Annotated in this window: 19 protein-coding genes and 1 tRNA gene; 1 reads left to right on the forward strand and 19 read right to left on the reverse strand. The window is 49.9% G+C overall.

Features of this window, described 5'->3' with window-relative positions; genetic code table 11:
* Window positions 1–62: 62 nt before the first annotated feature.
* The 12 genes from AB9R92_RS03275 to AB9R92_RS03330 all read right to left on the reverse strand — a co-directional run bounded on the left by AB9R92_RS03275 (window position 63) and on the right by AB9R92_RS03330 (window position 11,149).
* A complete protein-coding gene (locus tag AB9R92_RS03275; RefSeq protein WP_370668089.1) occupies window positions 63–809 on the reverse strand; it encodes an alpha/beta hydrolase in 747 nt (248 codons plus the stop codon).
* 105 nt (window positions 810–914) lie between these two features.
* On the reverse strand, window positions 915–1,142 hold the full coding sequence (gene secG, locus AB9R92_RS03280; protein WP_058381240.1) for a preprotein translocase subunit SecG: 228 nt from the start codon (window positions 1,140–1,142) through the stop codon (window positions 915–917).
* Window positions 1,143–1,827: 685 nt separating this feature from the next.
* Window positions 1,828–3,123, reverse strand: a complete 1,296-nt coding sequence (eno, locus tag AB9R92_RS03285) for a phosphopyruvate hydratase (RefSeq protein ID WP_370668090.1) — start codon at window positions 3,121–3,123, stop codon at window positions 1,828–1,830.
* 439 nt (window positions 3,124–3,562) lie between these two features.
* On the reverse strand, window positions 3,563–5,095 hold the full coding sequence (gpmI, locus tag AB9R92_RS03290; RefSeq protein ID WP_370668091.1) for a 2,3-bisphosphoglycerate-independent phosphoglycerate mutase: 1,533 nt from the start codon (window positions 5,093–5,095) through the stop codon (window positions 3,563–3,565).
* Window positions 5,088–5,849: a triose-phosphate isomerase gene (gene tpiA, locus AB9R92_RS03295; protein ID WP_370668092.1), complete on the reverse strand. Its 762-nt coding sequence runs from the start codon at window positions 5,847–5,849 to the stop codon at window positions 5,088–5,090. Before tpiA ends, gpmI begins: the two co-directional genes overlap by 8 nt.
* A gap of 13 nt (window positions 5,850–5,862) precedes the next feature.
* Window positions 5,863–7,047, reverse strand: a complete 1,185-nt coding sequence (locus AB9R92_RS03300; protein WP_370668093.1) for a phosphoglycerate kinase — start codon at window positions 7,045–7,047, stop codon at window positions 5,863–5,865.
* Between the two features lie 110 nt (window positions 7,048–7,157).
* Window positions 7,158–8,165, reverse strand: coding sequence for a type I glyceraldehyde-3-phosphate dehydrogenase (gene gap / locus AB9R92_RS03305; RefSeq protein ID WP_370668094.1), 1,008 nt, complete (start codon window positions 8,163–8,165; stop codon window positions 7,158–7,160).
* Window positions 8,166–9,209 (reverse strand): sugar-binding transcriptional regulator, encoded by a 1,044-nt coding sequence (locus AB9R92_RS03310; RefSeq protein ID WP_370668095.1) that lies wholly within the window; start codon window positions 9,207–9,209, stop codon window positions 8,166–8,168.
* A gap of 104 nt (window positions 9,210–9,313) precedes the next feature.
* A complete protein-coding gene (locus tag AB9R92_RS03315) occupies window positions 9,314–9,544 on the reverse strand; it encodes a glutaredoxin family protein (protein WP_370668096.1) in 231 nt (76 codons plus the stop codon).
* Window positions 9,545–9,558: 14 nt separating this feature from the next.
* Complete coding sequence (locus AB9R92_RS03320) at window positions 9,559–10,347, reverse strand: TPM domain-containing protein (RefSeq protein ID WP_370668097.1); 789 nt, start codon at window positions 10,345–10,347, stop codon at window positions 9,559–9,561.
* Window positions 10,344–10,922, reverse strand: a complete 579-nt coding sequence (locus AB9R92_RS03325) for a LemA family protein (protein WP_370668098.1) — start codon at window positions 10,920–10,922, stop codon at window positions 10,344–10,346. Before AB9R92_RS03325 ends, AB9R92_RS03320 begins: the two co-directional genes overlap by 4 nt.
* Window positions 10,923–11,077: 155 nt before the next feature.
* A tRNA-Arg gene (locus AB9R92_RS03330) sits at window positions 11,078–11,149 on the reverse strand.
* A gap of 166 nt (window positions 11,150–11,315) precedes the next feature.
* Between AB9R92_RS03330 and clpP the strand changes: the two genes are divergently transcribed.
* The gene (clpP, locus tag AB9R92_RS03335) at window positions 11,316–11,927 is read left to right on the forward strand and encodes an ATP-dependent Clp endopeptidase proteolytic subunit ClpP (RefSeq protein ID WP_370668099.1); all 612 of its coding nucleotides are present in this window, start codon (window positions 11,316–11,318) and stop codon (window positions 11,925–11,927) included.
* 65 nt (window positions 11,928–11,992) lie between these two features.
* Here the strand turns inward: clpP and AB9R92_RS03340 are convergent, their stop codons facing one another.
* The 7 genes from AB9R92_RS03340 to AB9R92_RS03370 form a co-directional block, all read right to left on the reverse strand.
* Complete coding sequence (locus tag AB9R92_RS03340; protein WP_058381251.1) at window positions 11,993–12,250, reverse strand: HPr family phosphocarrier protein; 258 nt, start codon at window positions 12,248–12,250, stop codon at window positions 11,993–11,995.
* Window positions 12,251–12,307: 57 nt separating this feature from the next.
* On the reverse strand, window positions 12,308–13,258 hold the full coding sequence (gene whiA, locus AB9R92_RS03345) for a DNA-binding protein WhiA (RefSeq protein ID WP_370668100.1): 951 nt from the start codon (window positions 13,256–13,258) through the stop codon (window positions 12,308–12,310).
* Window positions 13,259–13,279: 21 nt separating this feature from the next.
* On the reverse strand, window positions 13,280–14,275 hold the full coding sequence (locus AB9R92_RS03350; RefSeq protein ID WP_370668101.1) for a gluconeogenesis factor YvcK family protein: 996 nt from the start codon (window positions 14,273–14,275) through the stop codon (window positions 13,280–13,282).
* Window positions 14,276–14,279: 4 nt separating this feature from the next.
* Complete coding sequence (gene rapZ / locus AB9R92_RS03355; RefSeq protein ID WP_370668102.1) at window positions 14,280–15,161, reverse strand: RNase adapter RapZ; 882 nt, start codon at window positions 15,159–15,161, stop codon at window positions 14,280–14,282.
* Window positions 15,154–15,639, reverse strand: a complete 486-nt coding sequence (locus tag AB9R92_RS03360; protein WP_370668184.1) for an NUDIX domain-containing protein — start codon at window positions 15,637–15,639, stop codon at window positions 15,154–15,156. Before AB9R92_RS03360 ends, rapZ begins: the two co-directional genes overlap by 8 nt.
* A gap of 206 nt (window positions 15,640–15,845) precedes the next feature.
* Window positions 15,846–16,805: a thioredoxin-disulfide reductase gene (trxB, locus tag AB9R92_RS03365; RefSeq protein WP_370668103.1), complete on the reverse strand. Its 960-nt coding sequence runs from the start codon at window positions 16,803–16,805 to the stop codon at window positions 15,846–15,848.
* Between the two features lie 67 nt (window positions 16,806–16,872).
* Window positions 16,873–18,399, reverse strand: coding sequence for a tetratricopeptide repeat protein (locus AB9R92_RS03370; protein WP_370668104.1), 1,527 nt, complete (start codon window positions 18,397–18,399; stop codon window positions 16,873–16,875).
* Window positions 18,400–18,464 lie beyond the last annotated feature (65 nt).

Here is an 18,464-nt window from a genome sequence, read left to right on the forward strand (position 1 = left end):
TAACCGTTGATCCAATGACTGTTCATTCTTGCCCAATCCTAACTCCTCCTTTTGAGACCGTCTCACACGCTCCAGTCGAGCGATTCGAGAAACTCGTATATATCTTCATGTAATTGCTTTTTCTCCTGATCCAGCGTAATGACATGGCCCGATTTCTCGTACCATTTGATGCGCTTGTCAGTTGACTCCGCTTCGTCGTGGATGATGTTCGCAGATTCTGTATTGATGACTTTGTCCAGTGAACCTTGGACGACGAAAAGCGGTGCATAGACATGATCGACGTTGTTCCGTACTTCACCGATCAACTCACGCAAATCTTTGAGTGTATCCATCGGCTTTTCCTCGAACTTCTTCATCTCTTCTTCGATAAGCTTATCATCTTTTCCTTCATATTTCTTGTATTCGCGGGCATACTCCAAAACGCCCTGGTACATCAGGTCGGTGGATTTCATGTACATCGGCGCGCACATCGTCACAATGCCCTTGATAGGCTTTGTATACCCCAGTTTCAAACTGAATACGCCGCCGAGCGACAAGCCGGCCACCGCAATCTCCTGGTATCCCTTGTCGACAAGAGTTTGATACGCTTGTTCGACGTCTTTCCACCAATCCACAGGGCCGGTCTCCACTAGCTTCTCCGGCGCCACACCGTGCCCTGCATAATGCGGCGCGATGCTTGTATAGCCTTTCGTTTCCAAAAATCTTCCGAGCATCCGGACGTCTGCAGAATTGCCGGTAAACCCGTGCAATAACAATACCGCACGCGGCCCTTGCTCAAAGAAGAATGGTTTCGGTTGTGAAATGCGCATAAACGTTACCTCCAACTAAATTTACTTTCTATTATATAGGCCTGCGCCCAATTTCCCCTAAAAGAAAACGCCCAACCACTAAATGGTCAGGCGATGTGCTCTACATTATACTTTCGTTACGGCGATAGCCAGAATAAAGAATAAGGCAGCAAGGACGATCGTCACCCGGTGTAGGACAAGATCCAACCCACGGGCTTTTTGCTTGCCGAAAAGTTGCTCTGCTCCACCGGAGATGGCTCCTGAAAGGCCTGCACTTTTCCCTGATTGCAATAGAACGACAACAATCAAAGCGATCGAGACGATAAGAAGTAATGTCATTAACAATGTATGCATAAATACCACCTCCTGAAAAGAACCTTCACAACAAACTCTAGTTTACCAAAAATTGAAACCTCTAGCAATAGAGCCCCTAAAAAATACAAATGATTAAGACCATTTCATCTTTTTCTGTTCATTCTTTTTTGAATCTGTTGGTGAGGAACATTTGCTTTATCTAGTAGAGCGGAAAGTAAGATTGCATTTAAACTTCACTCCGCAAAATAGCTGCGCTTGCCGCGGGCGAGCGCTGAGCCGCTTCCCTCGCTTTGCTCAGTCCAGGGTCTCATCTGTCTCGCTTTCCCGCAGGCGTCTGCGCTATTTTGCTCCGTTCTGATTAACACTCGATATTTATTAGAAAGTCTATGAGCAAAGCCCAGTTTTTATAGAAATTTTTCAAAGCTGAAGCGCAAGGGGCTGACGCCGGAGGGACTACGCGGGACAGGCGAGACCTATATGGCGCAGCCATAAGGGCTCGACGCCCGCCCCATACCCGGGCAGCTGAAAACGCGACGTCCTGTCGCATCAGCTGCATGACTCGCATCCTGCGAGCCCCAAGCATGCCCCTGAAGCGTAAGCTTTTTACAATGATTTATAAATCAGCTTCAGACAACTCACACTAAGCCAGCTCTTCTTCCTCACACATTCTAACAGAAAAGCTGCCGGAAAAAATCTCCGGCAGCTTCTCCTCACTTATTCGCTCTTATTTCTTCAAGTTATAGAAAGTTTTTACGCCCAAGTATTTCGCAGTATCGTGCAATTGGTCTTCAATGCGAAGCAATTGGTTGTATTTCGCGACGCGGTCCGTACGTGACGGCGCGCCTGTTTTGATTTGACCCGCATTTGTCGCGACTGCGATGTCTGCAATCGTCACATCTTCCGACTCGCCTGAACGGTGGGAGATGACCGCTGTGTAGCCAGCCCGTTTCGCCATTTCGATCGCATCGAATGTTTCTGTCAATGTACCGATTTGGTTTACTTTGATCAGGATCGAGTTGCCGATGCCTTGCTCGATGCCTTGCGCCAATTTCTTCGTGTTGGTGACGAACAAGTCATCGCCGACTAGCTGTACTTTATCGCCAATACGGTCTGTCAATAGTTTGAAGCCATCCCAGTCGTTCTCGTCCAATCCGTCTTCAATGGAAACGATCGGGTATTTATTCGCCAATTCTTCGTACCAGTCGACCATTTCAGCAGAAGTCTTGACCGTGTTGTCACCAGCCAATGTGTAGACGCCTTTTTCTTTGTCGTAGATTTCAGACGCGGCTACGTCCATTGCGAGCAAGACGTCTTGGCCTGGCTTGAAGCCGGCTTTCTCGATCGCAACCATGATCGTCTCAAGCGCTTCTTCGTTCGAGCCAAGGTTCGGCGCGAATCCGCCTTCGTCGCCTACAGATGTGTTATAGCCTTTGTCTTTCAGTACAGTTTTCAAATTGTGGAAGATTTCTGCACCCATGCGAAGCGCATGGCGGAAAGATTCAGCGCCTACTGGCATAACCATGAATTCCTGGATGTCGACATTGTTATCCGCGTGCTCACCGCCGTTAAGGATGTTCATCATCGGTACCGGCAATTGCTTGGCGTTGAAGCCGCCGAGGTATTGATAAAGAGGCAAGTCCAAATAGTTTGCTGCTGCATGGGCAACAGCCATGGAAACGCCAAGAATCGCGTTTGCGCCGAGACGGCCTTTGTTTTCAGTTCCGTCAAGTTCGATCAACGCCTGGTCAATGGATACTTGATCCAGTACTGAATAGTTTTCTTCGAGCTCATCAGCGATTTCGTTGTTTACGTGATCCACCGCTTTGAGGACGCCTTTTCCAAGGTAACGGCTCTTATCGCCATCGCGAAGTTCAACCGCTTCGTGTTCTCCAGTAGATGCGCCAGATGGCACGATCGCGCGGCCGAATGCGCCGCTTTCTGTGAATACCTCAACTTCAACAGTCGGGTTCCCTCTAGAATCGAGTACTTCGCGTGCTTGGATGTGTGTAATAATTGGCAATGTCAACAGCTCCCTTTTCAAATGGTTTGTTCAATTTCGTTTATAAGTTATTCAAAATGCAAAGATTTTCAATTAAATAAGTTGGAAAAGATAACTTTGAAATCGTTCCAGGCGGACGCTTTCGGGCCCACAGGATGTGGGTCATGCAGCTGGCGCGACAGGACGTTGCGGTGCCAGCTGCCAGGGCATGGCTTCAGCCGCTTCCTTCACTTGCGCTCAGTCCAAGGTCTTCAGCTCATGTCGCTCCGTCGCGCTGCTCCATCACTGCTCCCGCAGGAAGCGAATCTTGCTTAGCAAGATTCGTTTGCGACGCAGCAGCGCAGCAATGCAGGAGCACGTCTTTGCCCTTCGCCACCTTTCACTCTTTTATCTTTCCTGATCTGCAAAGAATTCTAAATTTCAACAAATTAATTCAACTTATACAGCTCTTGAATACTTTTTAATACAACGGTTTTCCAGTCATCTCTTTTGGCTGCTCAACATCGAGCAGTTTGAGGATGGTCGGTGCGAGATCCGCTAGAATGCCGCCGCTGCGCAAGACTTCGCCGTGCTTGGTCAAAATGACCGGCACTTTGTTAGTCGTATGCGCCGTCATCGGCAAGCCGTCTTCTGTCAGCACTTCGTCCGCGTTGCCGTGGTCGGCTGTGATGAGCGCCGATCCGCCTTGGCGGTGGAGGGCTTCCACAATGCGCCCGAGGCACTCGTCCACGACTTCGACTGCCTTGATCGTCGGCTCGAGCATGCCGCTATGGCCGACCATATCCGGGTTCGCGAAGTTCAAAATGATTGCATCGTGTGCGCCTGCATCGATTTGTTCGACAAGTCGGTCGGTCACTTCATAGGCGCTCATTTCAGGCTGCAAATCGTAAGTCGCCACTTTCGGCGACGAGACGAGAATGCGGTCTTCCCCCGGGAACACTTCTTCCCGCCCGCCGCTCATGAAAAAGGTGACGTGTGGGTATTTTTCCGTCTCGGCGATGCGCAATTGCGTCATGCCGTTCGCGGATAATACTTCCCCGATGGTATTCACCAAATTAACGTTGCCGTAAGCAATCATGGTCTTCAATTCTTCACTGTAAGTCGTGAAGCTGATAAATGCCAGATCTTTCGGATGGTGAATGCTCAGCGGGAAATGCGCGAAATCTGGACGCGTCAGTACAGTCGTCAATTGGATGGCTCGGTCCGGACGGAAATTGAAGAAGATGACGGAATCGCCTGAGTTGATGACTGCAGGTTCTTCCCCTTCTTTCACGACCGTAAACGGCAGGACAAATTCATCGACAATTCCTTCCGCGTAAGACGCTTCCACACCCACAGCTGCGGAACTGGCGCTTGGCCCGATTCCGTCGACCATCGCACGGTAAGCAAGTTCAACGCGTTCCCAGCGCTTGTCACGGTCCATTGCATAATAACGTCCGCTGATGGAAGCGAAACGCCCAATGCCGATTTGCTGCATTTGTTTTTCAGTTTCTTCTATATAATGGAGCGCGGTTTTTGGCCCGACATCGCGGCCGTCCAAAAATCCGTGTACATACACTTCGTTCAAGCCTTGCTGTTTCGCGAGGCGCAATAAAGCGAACAGGTGCTCATAATGGCTATGGACGCCCCCGTCGCTGAGCAAGCCCATAACATGCAAAGCTTTGCTGTTTTCTTTGGCGTTCATGACGGCATCCAAAAATGCGGGGTTTTTATAGAAATCGCCGTCTTTGATCGATTTATGAATGCGTGTCAGGTTTTGGTAAACAATGCGTCCTGCGCCGATATTCAAATGGCCGACTTCGGAATTGCCCATTTGCCCATCCGGCAAACCGACCGCTTCCCCTGAAGCCGTCAGCAGTTCATGGGGATATTCGTTCCACAGCCTGTCGAAATTCGGTTTATGCGCTTGTGCAACTGCATTTCCAGCGGTTTCTTCGCGGCAGCCGAAGCCATCCAAGATGATTAACGCTGCCGGATGTGCCGTTTTACGCATTCGAACCCGCCTCCAACAGCTTGACGAACGAGTCCGTTTCCAAGCTCGCGCCGCCGACTAATGCACCGTCGATATGCTCCATCGAGAGCAATTCCTGGATGTTGGCAGGTTTCACGCTTCCGCCGTATTGGATACGGACTTTTTCAGCCGTTTCATCGCTGTAAAGTGAAGCGATTTTCTTGCGCACGATGCCGCAAGCTTCGTTGGCGTCTTCAGCTGTTGCTGTTTTGCCTGTTCCGATTGCCCAGATTGGCTCATAAGCGATGACCAGTTCTGCGATTTGTGCATCGGTCAATCCCTCTACGGCCTTTTCGACTTGCGATTCCACGATGCTTTCCATTTGGCCCGCTTCGCGCTGTTCGTCGGTTTCACCGACGCATAGGATTGGCGTTAGTTGATGCGAAAATGCCGATTTCACTTTTGCATTGACTGTTTCATCGGTTTCATTGAAATACTGGCGGCGCTCGGAATGCCCGATAATGACGTAGTCGACGCCGATATCCGCCAATTGGACAGGGCTGATTTCACCAGTGAATGCCCCTTCGCCTTTGTCGTGCATCGTCTGTGCGCCAATTTTCAATGGGCTGTTGCCTGCAGCATCCACTAATTGCGTCAAGTATAGGGCAGGGGCACAAATGACAGAATCAAGCTTTTCCGCATCCGGCACCAAGCCGTTTACTTTTTCTACAAATTCCTTTGCTTGCGATGCTGTTTTATACATTTTCCAGTTTCCTGCAATGATCGGTTTTCTCACAAAAACACTCCCTTTATTTATCGGTTAATGCGGTGACGCCTGGCAAATCCTTGCCTTCCATGAACTCCAGGGAAGCTCCGCCGCCTGTTGAAATATGATCCATTTTATCTGCTACATGGAATTTCTCGACTGCTGCTGCGGAATCACCGCCGCCGATGATTGTATAGCCTTTCGTTTCTGCCATCGCTTGGGCGACAGCTTTCGTGCCGTTTGCAAAAGCTTCCATTTCGAACACGCCCATCGGCCCGTTCCAGATAATGAGTTTCGACTGGTTGATGACCTCGGCATACAATTTCGCTGTTTCCGGCCCGATATCCAGCCCCATCCAATCGGATGGAATTTCTTCGATTTTCACCGTTTTGGTCTCTGCGTCTTTCGAGAACTCGTTCGCAACTGTCGCATCGACTGGCAAATAAAACTTCACGCCTTTTTCCTTCGCTTTGTCGATAAACGATTTGGCAAGATCGAGTTTGTCTTCTTCGACCAGTGAATTGCCGATTTCATATCCTTGCGCCTTGATGAAGGTATAGGACAAACCGCCGCCGATAATCAAGTTGTCGACTTTGTCCAGCAAATGATCGATGACGCCAATTTTGTCTTTTACTTTCGCCCCGCCGATGATGGCGGTAAACGGGCGGTCCGGTTCTGACAAAGCTTTGCCGAGCACATCCAGCTCTTTCTCAAGCAACAGGCCGGATACCGCCGGCAAGTGTTCGGCGATCCCTGCAGTGGAAGCATGCGCTCTGTGCGCAGCGCCGAATGCGTCATTGACAAAGACGTCGGCGAGTGCCGCAAATTGTTTTGCGAGTTCCGGGTCGTTCTTTTCTTCGCCCGCATGGAAACGGACGTTTTCAAGCAACAGAATTCCGCCGGACTCAAGGGAAGCGATTTCCTGCTCTACTGTTTCCCCCACGGATTCCTTCAGGCATTTCACGTCTTTGCCGAGCAACTCGGCCAATCGTGCGCCTGCCGCAGCAAGTCTCATGTCTTCGTTAACTTGGCCTTTCGGGCGCCCGAGATGGCTGGCCAAGATGACTTTGGCGCCTTGTTCGGCCAAATACTCGATCGTCGGTATCGCCGCGCGGATGCGCGTGTCGTCGGTCACTTTCCCGTCTTCCATCGGTACGTTGAAATCTACACGGCAAAATACGCGTTTCCCTTTCAACTCCAAGTCTTTCATGGTCATTTTCTGCAGCATGAAAATACCTCCTAATTATATTCAAAAAAATAAGGGGTGGGGTAAATTCCCCACCCCTTTTACCCTCTTTATTATAGAGGTTCATTGGTAATTAAGCTATGATTTTCAGGTTACAGCCCTTTTTTGTACATGTGTACCGCCAAGTCTACACAGCGTGCAGAATAGCCGGATTCATTGTCGTACCAAGCAAGGACTTTGACCATGTTTCCGCCTAGAGCCATTGTAGATTGAGCATCTACTGTAGCGGAAGCTGTATTGCCGTTATAGTCGCGTGAGACAAGCGGAAGCTCGCTGTATTGCAAATAGCCTTTCAGCTCGTTTTCAGTCGCTTCTTTCAGCACTTGGTTCACTTCTTCAACAGACGCATCCGTTTCAAGTTCAGCGACAAGGTCGATCAATGAAACGTTCGGTGTTGGAACGCGGATCGCCATGCCATCGATTTTGCCTTCAAGTTCCGGCAATACTTTTGCAACGGATTTCGCTGCGCCAGTTGTTGTCGGGATCATCGACTCAGCTGCTGCACGCGCACGGCGGTAGTCAGAATGAGGCGCATCAAGCAATGCTTGGTCGTTTGTGTAAGAGTGGATTGTTGTCATCATGGCTTTCTTGATGCCGAACTTGTCGTTCAACACTTTCGAGATGCCGGACAAGCCGTTTGTCGTACAAGAAGCATTCGAAACGACGTGGTGCTCTTGTGGGTTGTAAGTTTCTTCGTTAACGCCCATAACCAACATCTTCATGCCGTTTTTGCCAGGAGCTGAAAGGATGACTTTCTTAGCGCCGGCTTCGATGTGTTTAGAAGCTTTTTCTTCTGTTGTGAAGATACCTGTCGATTCCAAAACGATGTCGATTTGATGCTCTTTCCACGGCAATTGCGCTGGGTCTTTTTCAGCGAATACTTTGATTTCCTTGCCGTCGACGAAAATTGAATTGCCTTCTGCTGTAACTTCAGCGTCCAACGTGCCGTGAACTGAATCGTATTTCAAAAGGTGTGCCAGCATAGCTGCATCTGTAAGGTCATTGACTGCTACTACTTCCACTTCACTGTTTTGCATTGCTTCACGGAATACGACACGGCCGATACGGCCAAAACCATTGATTGCCATTTTTAAAGTCATTTATAATTCCTCCAGTTTTGTTGTTGGGTTGAGTATCGCTCTTGCTGCCCCTTCATCCGTAATCAGGATGGTGCGTTCAGGCGCGGCCTGGAAATAAGATTCGATGGCTCGCGCTTTTGTGCGTCCTCCGGCGACCGCCATGATGGCCGGTGCTTTTTGGACCTGCTCTAATTGAATCCCCGCTGTCGGGATGCGGTAAACTATTTTTCCGGTTTTGTCGAAATAATAACCGAAGGCTTCGCTAACAGCTCCGCCTGTCTTGATCCTTTCGACTTCTGTAACAGAAGAGCGGCGCCTGATGGCCATCTCTTCTGCATCCCCGATTCCGTGGATGACAAAATCCGTCTGGTCATAGAGCTCCATCATTTCTTTGATGATCGGTTCTTTCATCATCATTTCGAGCGCTTCCGCACTCATATGCTCAGGCAGATAGAGCGTGCGGACAGCTCCGCCTGTCTTTTCGGCAAAGGATGAAGCGATGGTGTTCGCCTGGTGAAGCATTTCCTCCCCCAGGCCGCCTCGCGCAGCGATAAACTGCATGGCGGGATTTTTCTTCGCAGTCCGGATTTCAGCTGCCACGGCCGCCATTGTACTGCCGCCAGTGACAGCGATCGTCCGGTAGCGTTCGAACACTTCTTCCGCCATGCGGGCGGCTTGCCTTCCGATTGCGGCTTTGACCGAGCTTAGCCGGTCGCTGTCTCCCGGAAGGACGATTGCTTGCTTGATGCCGAGCTTCGCTTGCAGGCCGGCTTCGAGCTCAGCTGTCCCAGCCAATTCCTTGACCAGCTCACGAAGCTGGTCGAGAACATCAGCCCCAGTTTTCGTCAGGCTCATGCCGTTCTTGCTCATTTCGATCAAGGCTTGGTCCCTCAATAAGTCGGTCTCTTTGCGGATTTCCCTTTCAGCTGCGCCTGTCATCTCACTGATTGTACGCCTGCCTACGGGCTGTTCGGTTTGAATCAGCTCGAGTATGCTATAACGTTTTTTCAGCAAGTTTGGCAGTTCAGGCAATAAATGCACTTGCGCTTGCAGAACTGGATCCATCGCCCCACCCCTTTGTTGGACGTTTTTTGTCCCACTAAATATAATTACGTCCCACTAAAATCATTGTAGCCGAGCTATTGGATTTATGCAAATAAAAAGAAGCGTTAAAGAATTAACGCTTCCAGAAGTTCACCATAGCCGAAATTTCCGTAGAGCAGCACCTTTTCCTGTTGTGCGAGCACCGGAATCATCAGCATATATTGTTCGTGCAATTGTTCATCTTCTTCAATATTGATTTCCCGGAAATCGATCGGGTAATCTTCCTGCAGCAGCCGCAGTGCAGACTTCGCCTCATCGCAAAGCCCGCAGTTCGGCCGTGTGTAGAGCGTATACATATTATTCCTCCTCATCAGAAGCCTCGTCCGGCTCCACCGCCTCCTGAAGAACCGCCCCCGCCGCCGCGGAATCCTCCGCCGCCGGAACCGCCTCCGAAGCCGCCGCCAAAACTGCCGGGGCCAAAAAATCCGCCGCGCCTCATGGTTCTGCCCCGGCCGCGCCGCCCACGGCCGCCGCCTCCTCCTGTAAACAGGAACAATAAAACGAGTACGATCAGAAAGGTCACGATCGGCTGCATGATGCCCCCATCGCCTTCCCCGCTGCCTGGCGTTACTTCGTTAAGCGGCTGCGGGCTGACGGCTTCCCCGTCCCAGCCGTATTCTGCAGAAACTTCATTATAGAGCGCTTGATACGTATTGAGAATCGCTTCGTCCGGCTGGTCTTCACGTAAATACGGCACGGCGTAGTCATCCAGGATGCGCCCAACCTTGCCGTCAGGCAGCGCGCCTTCAAGGCCGTAGCCGATTTCGATATAAATTTCGCGGTCCGCCATCGACAGCACGACCAATACGCCGTTGTTCTCTTCTGCAGATCCTATGCCATAATGGCGCAAGGCTTCATTGGCGTAGCTTTCAATCGGCTCGCCTTCCAAAGAATCAATTACCATGACGGCAATCTGTGCAGTCGTCGCGTCTTCGAGGCCAGCACCCAGGCTCTTGATCTCGGCTTCTTGCTCTTCGCTCAAGACGCCGGCGATATCCTGAATGTAAATATCGTCAGTCAACTCCGGAAATTCCGCCGCTTGGGCGGTCCCCGCGATCATCAGCACAAGCAAGAGCAGGAACGGAATCTTTTTCATCATTCTTCGTCAGTCCCGAAATCCACATCCGGTGCATCTTCCGCTCCAGCATCTGCTTCGAAATACTCTTTCTCATCAAAGCCGAAAATACCCGCTACCGTATTGCCTGGGAAACTGCGGACTTCCCGGTTGAATTCCGTCACCGAGCCATTATAATCCTGGCGGGCAACGGCGATCCGGTTTTCCGTCCCGGCCAGTTCATCCGACAATTGCTGGAAATTTTCGCTCGAACGAATTTCCGGATAGTTCTCGACGACAACCAACAAGCGGCTGAGCGCACCGCTTAGTTCCGCGTCTGCTTCGGCCTGTTCTTCAACAGATCCAGCATTCGCCATGCTTGAACGGGCTTCCGTAACGCTGTCGATGACTTCTTGTTCCTGGTCGGCAAAGCCTTTCACCGTCTCGACCAGGTTCGGGATCAAATCAAGCCTGCGCTGCAATTGGCTTTCGAGTTGCGCGTACGATTGATTGACGTCTTCTTCCAATTGAACGAAATTATTATAGCTTGAACTGAATACGGCAATGGCAATGCCAATCAGCCCCACCACTACCAGCAATGGAATAAGTAATTTTTTCATTTTCCCGTCTCCTTTTCTTTTACAATAATATTTTTTGTTTTCCCGGCTTGTCTGACCCTTGAAACCCATTACATATGTTTCTACGTTTCAGCCGCTAAAAAGATTCAATAAAAAACCGCACAGCCTTTGGCAGGCTGTGCGGTTTTTCATTTTTACACCCTCGGAGGGAATCGAACCCCCATCTCAAGAACCGGAATCTTACGTGTTATCCTTTACACTACGAGGGCAAATGTAGTTTGCGACTTTTCTATTATACAAAAGCTTTACCTTTATTTCAAGCGCCTATTTTCAATTCGTTAGATTTGACCTTCATTGACCATGATGTGTATGATGAATGTACGGCTGAACGGTGTTTCAGCAGCCCTTACATTTACCCGAAGGAGGAAATTATTCATGAATTTAATCCCTACAGTAATCGAACAGACAAGCAGAGGCGAACGCGCATACGATATTTACTCCCGCTTATTGAAAGACCGCGTCATCATGCTCGGCAGCGGGATCGATGACAATGTCGCGAACTCCATCGTCGCGCAATTGCTATTCCTTGAAGCTGAAGATCCGGAGAAGGACATCTCGATCTACATCAATAGCCCGGGCGGCAGCATCACAGCCGGCATGGCGATCTATGATGTCATGCAATTCATCAAACCGGATGTCCAGACTGTCTGCATCGGCATGGCAGCATCCATGGGCGCTTTCCTTCTGGCAGCCGGCACAAAAGGCAAACGCTATGCGTTGCCGAATGCCGAAGTCATGATTCACCAACCACTTGGCGGCGCCCAAGGCCAAGCGACAGAAATTGAAATCGCCGCAAAACGCATCCTGTTCTTGCGCGAGAAGCTGAACCAAATTCTATCTGAACGCACTGGCCAGCCGCTTGAAGTGATTTCACGCGATACAGACCGCGATAACTTCATGACTGCAGAACGTGCACTGGAATACGGTCTTATCGACCAAATCATCACGCGCAACAAATTGCCGGAAAACCACGTTAAAGAAGATTAAGTTACACAAAAAGAGCTGTCCCCTTATGCGGGACAGCTCCTTTTTTATGCCTAAGGCACTCAGCTTTAAGCTTCTTTATCTATCAATTGCGCCAGCGCATCGACCGCTGATTCTTCGTCAGCTCCGTCGGCTGAAATCGTGACGTTCGTGCCTTTGCTGACAGCGAGGCTCATGATGCCCATGATGCTTTTGGCATTGACTTTCTTGTCGCCTTTTTCCAAATACACATCCGAACTATAGCGGTTGGCTTCCTGCACGAACAATGCTGCCTGCCTCGCTTGTAATCCTGATTTCAATTGCACTTCCACTTGTTTTTCTACCATGCATATCCTCCTCCGAAAACTTGACTCTCACGCAATCTATAGAAAAGAGCAGCCCTGTTACCGGCTGATCGTTTCGCCTTTTCTCAACGACTCGGCAATCTCATCGATTTTCCGGAGCCTGTGGTTGACGCCTGACTTGCTCACTTTTCCTGTCGATACCATCTCGCCCAGTTCTTTCAGTGTGACATCCTGGTACTCGACACGCAAGCGGGCTATCTCTTTTAGACGGTCCGGCAACTGATCGATTCCGATCACTTGGTCGATAAAGCGGATGTTTTCGATCTGCCGCAGCGCCGCATCGATCGTCTTATTCAAATTGGCCGTTTCGCAATTGACTAAGCGATTGACACTATTGCGCATATCGCGGAGGATCCGCACATCCTCGAATTTTAATAGCGCCGAATGGGCGCCAGTTAAGCTGAGGAAATCGGAAATTTTCTCCGCTTCCTTCAAATAGGTCACAAATCCTTTTTTCCGCTCGATCATTTTTGCGTTCAACTGGAAATGGTTCATCAGGATGACCAGCGCTTCTGCATGGTCTTTATAGGAAGAATACACTTCCAAATGATAGGAGGACGTTTCGGGGTTGTTGACCGACCCTCCGGCCAAAAAAGCACCGCGTAAATAAGAACGCTTGCAGCATGTCGTCGAGATCAGCTCAGGCGAGATATCCTGTTGGAACTGAAAGCCTTCCGACAAGATCAATAAATCCTCGAGCACAAGCTTGGCGCCTTCCCGCAAGCGGCATATATAGACATTATTCTTTTTCAAACGCATTTTTTTACGGACCAAGAGTTCCACTGGATACGCTTTGTAGAAGCGCTTCAGCAATGTGTAGATCCTTCTCGCGATGGCGGCGTTTTCCGTTTGGATATCCAGGCTCAGCTGGCGGTTGGAAAATGACAGCGTGCCGTTCATGCGGATCATCGCCGAAAGCTCTGCCTTGCCGCAGCAATCATCCACTTCAATCTGGGTCATTTCTTTTTTTGTTTCCGATGCAAAAGACAATTATGCCCCCCCTTTCAAGCTTTAAGAGTACCGTTGCCGCGATTCTTCCTTGGATTCGCTGCTGGTATATTCAAAAAGCCATTTCGCCACTTTCATCGGTTCATGCCGGACGGCTTCCCCGAAAATATTTGCAATGTCATGGCGATATACTTCGAGCCCAAGTTTTTTTAGGCGTTCTTCATCGTATTCCACCGGCCACGCTTTTTCTTTTTTGTATCGTTCAGCAATTCCTTGAGGCATTTGGACTTTGTCGATCAAGATGGCATCAAGAAAATCCATGCCTACATGGTCGTAAAGGGCTTTGACATGATCCGAAGCGGAATACCCGTACGTTTCCCCTGCTTGGGTCATCAGGTTGCAAATGTATATTTTTCTCGCCTTTGCCTCGAGCAGCGCTTTCTTGATGTCTTTCACGAGCAAATTCGGCAAGATGCTGGTGTACAGCGACCCCGGCCCGATGACGATGACATCCGCCGATTGGATTGCCTGTATCGTATCGGGCAATGTCTTGACGCCGGCCGGTTCTAGGAAGACGCGCTTGATCGGCTGCAAATAGGCGGGAATTTTGGATTCGCCTTTGATGATGGTGCCATCTTCAAGCTCCGCATTCAAGGTGACCAATTGATTGGCGGCGGGCAGGACGGTGCCATTGACGTTCAAGACGCGGCTCATCTCCCGGACGGCGTGCGAAAAATCGCCCGTCAAATCGGTCAATGCCGCAAGCATCAAGTTCCCCAGTGAATGCCCTTCCAAATCCAGCGAATGCTTGAAGCGGTATTGGAACATTTCAGCCACTAATGGTTCGGCATCCGACAATGCAGCCATGACGTTGCGGATGTCTCCGGGCGGTGGGATGTCCAAGTCATCGCGCAAACGCCCGGAACTCCCGCCGTCATCTGCCACGGTGACGATTGCCGTCAAGTCGAGCGGAAAAGTTTTTAAGCCCCTCAGCAAAGTGGACAGACCGGTCCCGCCCCCGATGATTACGACTCGTTTTTGCTGGAGACTTTTTTCCATATGCTCAACCCTTTCTGATTTTCACGTCTCTATGCGTAATGCTGACTTTGTTGTTTTTCGAGAGGTATTTTCCGAAATACTCAGCAAGCGTCACGGATCGATGCTGGCCGCCTGTGCAGCCAAAAGCGATGACCAATTGCGCTTTGCCTTCCTGCTTGTACTGGGGAATCATGAAATCGAATAAATCCTCCAACTTTTTCACCAACGTCTGCGTTTCCTGCCATTTCAATACATAATCGGAAACCGGCTGGTCCAAGCCCGATTGCGGATTCAACTCTTCTATATAATAGGGGTTCGGCAAAAAGCGCACATCGAACACGAGGTCGGCGTCGATCGGCATGCCGTGCTTAAAGCCGAAAGACATCAAATTGACCGTAAAGACATTGCTCGTCTTCGAAGCGAAATCCGACCTGATTTTCTCTTTCAGCTGGCGCGGGCTCATTTCTGACGTGTTATACATATAATGGGCCCGTCCTTGCAAATCTTTCAGCATATCCCGTTCTTTTTTGATGCCGCCCAGCACAAGCCCGCCCGGCGACAGCGGATGGGAACGGCGTGTTTCTTTGTAGCGGCTCACGAGCGTCTGGTTTTCCGCATCGAGGAACAGGATGGTGATCGCCACTTCCGGTTCTTTCGATAGATCATCGATTGCATCGACAAGGCTGGCGAAAAAATCACCGCCGCGAAGGTCCATGACCGCTGCGACGCGCTTCATCGATTTGCCCGAGTCCCGCATCAATTTGATGAATGTCGGGAGAAGCGCTGGGGGAAGATTATCGATCGTAAAAAAACCCAGGTCTTCAAAACTTTGGATCGCCACTGTCTTCCCTGCCCCGGACATGCCGGTGATGATGATCAATTCGGTTTCTTCATTATGCTTATCCATGCTGGCGGTTCACCTCTTCGGTCGATGATTGGATGTTCTCTTCTAACAGTTCAAACTCGGGCGTGTAATAGAAGGTCCCGTACTGGACGCCTTCCTGATAAGCCGCAAACAATAGGTTCGTCCGGTCCCCTTCCGCCATCGGAAGGGTATGCAAACTTTCTACTGGGTGCCATTCGAGAATGCCTTCGCGCGTTTCCTCGAATGGCGTTCCCCGGAGCTGTGTCGCCCGGAACGTGAACAGCATCCACTCATCCACTGTCTGTCCGCCTTCTTGGATCATCATGGTGTAGACGCCTTTTAAATGGACGCCCAGCGGTTCTGCATCCGTTTCTTCCCTAAACTCCCGGATGGCCGCTTCATAAATCGATTCGCCGCTTTCCATTTTGCCGCCAGGGGCTACGTACCAATCCCTGCGCGGCTTTTTCATCAATAATACTTGGCCATTCTCTATTAGCAATAAATTCGCGATTCGCTGCACATTTGCCACTCCGCATCTAATATAAACTATTTCCATTATACATCTATCCTGGCGTGTCATGCAAAAGAATGCAAAAAAAGAGGCCACTCCCCGGACAATCCGGAAAGCAGCCTGTCAAAAATAACTATATAAAAAGGGGGTTGATTTACACTACTTACTATACCTCTTTTGCATGACAATGCTGTTACAATGCGATTAAGAAAGCGTTAAGCTTGCGCTTTTGAAGCGACCTTTTCTGCAAGCTCCTCCACGTAATGCTGAACGCTCTGCGCGGCGATGCTGCCGTCGCCTGTCGCTGTGACAACTTGGCGCAAAGTTTTGTCCCGCACATCGCCTGCCGCGAAGATTCCCGGCACCGAAGTTTCCATTTCTTCATTTGTTTCGATATAGCCTAGGTCATTCAAGATGCCCAGTGATTCGAATGGTTTTGTCAACGGCAGCATGCCGATGTAGATGAACACGCCGTCCGCTTCGAATTCCCGTTCGGAATCGTCTTTTGTCGATACCAAGGTAACGCTTCCGACCTTGCCGTCTTTTTCATGAATTTCTTTCACTGTCGTATCCCAGACAAAGTCGATCTTGTCGTTTGCGAATGCGCGGTCCTGCAAGATTTTCTGTGCGCGCAATTCGTCTCTGCGGTGGACGATTGTCACTTTGTCCGCAAAGCGCGTCAAGTAGACGCCTTCTTCGACGGCAGAGTCTCCGCCACCGACGACAACTAATTCCTTGCCTTTAAAGAAAGCGCCGTCGCATACTGCGCAATAGCTGACGCCGCGCCCGCCAAGTTCGGTTTCGCCCGGAATGCCCATTTTCTTATACTCGGCTCCAGTCGTCAAAATGATGGCACGGGCTTTGTATTCTTTCGAGCCGGCTTTGACGGTTTTGAATTCATCGCCGTCAATAATTTCAGTTACGTCGCCATATGCATATTCGGCACCGAATTTTTTCGCGTGTTCAAACATTTTAGTGGATAGGTCAGGGCCGAGAATATGATCAAACCCCGGATAGTTTTCAATCTCTTCGGTGTTGGCCATCTGCCCGCCCGGAATCCCGCGCTCCAGCATGAGCGTCGAAAGATTGGCGCGGGAGGTATAGACCGCTGCTGTCATGCCGGCCGGCCCTGCACCGATAATCAATACGTCATAAATATTAGTTGTTTCTGTCATCATAGGCCCTCCTTGTTATCACTAGCTAAATCGTAAAGCAATCAACTGCCGCCTTCAACTTTTATGCCTAGCTATCGAAATTCGGCAAAAACCCGCTTAACTCATCGGCATATTTGGACAAAGTGGCAATAGATGTCCCAAATTTCTTGGCGACGGCTTTCTTTGTCGTTTCCCGTTTTTCCGCCGATTCAACCATATAGCTGACGGCAGCTGCTAGAGCGGCAGGGTTGCGGAACGCATACTGCGCATCAAAAGCTTGCTCTGCCAGCATAAACCACAATTGGAAAATGCCGTCATTCTCTTGATCGACCATCCCTTTTTGATAATACAAACGCTCCGCTGTTTCCATCGCGCGCAAAAAGGCTTTCTCTTCCTTGACCGATTCGCGGAAAGGGTGGCCGAGCGCATAGCCGAGCATATACGTCTCCAAGACGGAAGGCTGCTCGGATTTCAGCCAATTCGGATGCGAGATGATTTCCTGCTTATGGGAAGATTTCCCGAGCAGGAACAAGCCGTAAATTCGTTCACTTAAATGAGGATGGTCGAGTTTGCGGATCAAAAAATCACGGTCATGTTCGAGCGCATCGACATGCGGCATCACCGCCTGCTCCCCCCATGGCTCATATCCTTCTTTCGCGGGGTCCATGCGTTTCAATTGCTCCCACGCGTGCTTGGCGGTTTCCTCATGCCCTGAATGATACGCGGCGTGCGACAGCCAGAAATAAAATGCCGGGTCTCCGTCAAACCCGCGCTTTTGGAGGCTTTTCAGCCACCGGTACGCTTCTTTATATTTTCCAACCAAAGCGAAGGTCGCGCCCAATTTATAACGGTGCTCAAAGACATACGGCTGGATCTTTTTCAGTAAGCCGAGGATATCATCCAATTCATCGTTTTTCTCATAGTAATGGAAGACCGCTAAATTGCATAAGGCATGCAAGTTGCCGGTGTTTCTGCGGAGCACTTCGTGAAGCAGCGATTTCGCCATTTCCGTTTCCCCGATATAAAAATACGCAAGCGCCAAATTATTATAGGCTCCCCAGAAATCCGGCTTTTCCTCGATTACTTCTTCCAATAACTCGATCGCTTCCGGAAACTTGCCTTGTTCCATCAAGCGGCGCGCTTTTTCCTGCAAATAATAATACTCGCTATTATGGGCTTCGCCTTCGTTATCGAACAGCTGCCAGTCTTCCTGCTCGGCAAAATCGATGATTTCCATCGCTTCCGCCGCGTAGCTCCCGCGGGTATCCTTTGCGAGATAATCCTTTGCATATTTCCGGGCATCAAAAAACAGGCCGAGATGTGCATGGACTTCAGCCAAAAAGAATAAAATATTCGGTTCGTCCGGATCGAGCTTATGCGCATTGCGCAATTCATCCATCGCCTGCTCGAATTCCTGCCGCTCCATCAGCACCACACCGTAATGCATCAAGATGAGCGGGTCATCCGGAGTCAATTCTTTCGCGCGCTGCAAATACTTATACGCTTTATCGTATTGTTCACGCTGCAATTCCTTGAGCGCTTTTTGATAGTAAAATTCCCCAGTCGGAATGAAGGATACGACATTATCGAAATTTTTTCTTTTGTTTTTCTCCAAAATATGCCTCCGTAACAGGAAAAGGAACGATCGAAATCGTCCCTATCCCTAAATGTGCTGTTATT

It is taken from the genome of Planococcus sp. SSTMD024 (assembly GCF_041320495.1).
GTDB lineage: Bacteria > Bacillota > Bacilli > Bacillales_A > Planococcaceae > Planococcus.

Excerpts from the sequence above, each read along its gene's own strand:
- gpmI (WP_370668091.1), bottom strand. The coding sequence starts at position 5,095 with ATGCGTAAAACGGCACATCCGGCAGCGTTAATCATCTTGGATGGCTTC.
- AB9R92_RS03275 (WP_370668089.1), bottom strand. The coding sequence starts at position 809 with ATGCGCATTTCACAACCGAAACCATTCTTCTTTGAGCAAGGGCCGCGT.
- secG (WP_058381240.1), bottom strand. The coding sequence starts at position 1,142 with ATGCATACATTGTTAATGACATTACTTCTTATCGTCTCGATCGCTTTG.
- clpP (WP_370668099.1), top strand. The coding sequence starts at position 11,316 with ATGAATTTAATCCCTACAGTAATCGAACAGACAAGCAGAGGCGAACGC.
- AB9R92_RS03310 (WP_370668095.1), bottom strand. The coding sequence starts at position 9,209 with ATGGATCCAGTTCTGCAAGCGCAAGTGCATTTATTGCCTGAACTGCCA.
- gap (WP_370668094.1), bottom strand. The coding sequence starts at position 8,165 with ATGACTTTAAAAATGGCAATCAATGGTTTTGGCCGTATCGGCCGTGTC.
- rapZ (WP_370668102.1), bottom strand. The coding sequence starts at position 15,161 with ATGGATAAGCATAATGAAGAAACCGAATTGATCATCATCACCGGCATG.
- AB9R92_RS03325 (WP_370668098.1), bottom strand. The coding sequence starts at position 10,922 with ATGAAAAAATTACTTATTCCATTGCTGGTAGTGGTGGGGCTGATTGGC.
- AB9R92_RS03320 (WP_370668097.1), bottom strand. The coding sequence starts at position 10,347 with ATGATGAAAAAGATTCCGTTCCTGCTCTTGCTTGTGCTGATGATCGCG.
- AB9R92_RS03315 (WP_370668096.1), bottom strand. The coding sequence starts at position 9,544 with ATGTATACGCTCTACACACGGCCGAACTGCGGGCTTTGCGATGAGGCG.
- AB9R92_RS03350 (WP_370668101.1), bottom strand. The coding sequence starts at position 14,275 with ATGGAAAAAAGTCTCCAGCAAAAACGAGTCGTAATCATCGGGGGCGGG.
- AB9R92_RS03300 (WP_370668093.1), bottom strand. The coding sequence starts at position 7,047 with ATGCTGCAGAAAATGACCATGAAAGACTTGGAGTTGAAAGGGAAACGC.
- AB9R92_RS03340 (WP_058381251.1), bottom strand. The coding sequence starts at position 12,250 with ATGGTAGAAAAACAAGTGGAAGTGCAATTGAAATCAGGATTACAAGCG.
- trxB (WP_370668103.1), bottom strand. The coding sequence starts at position 16,805 with ATGACAGAAACAACTAATATTTATGACGTATTGATTATCGGTGCAGGG.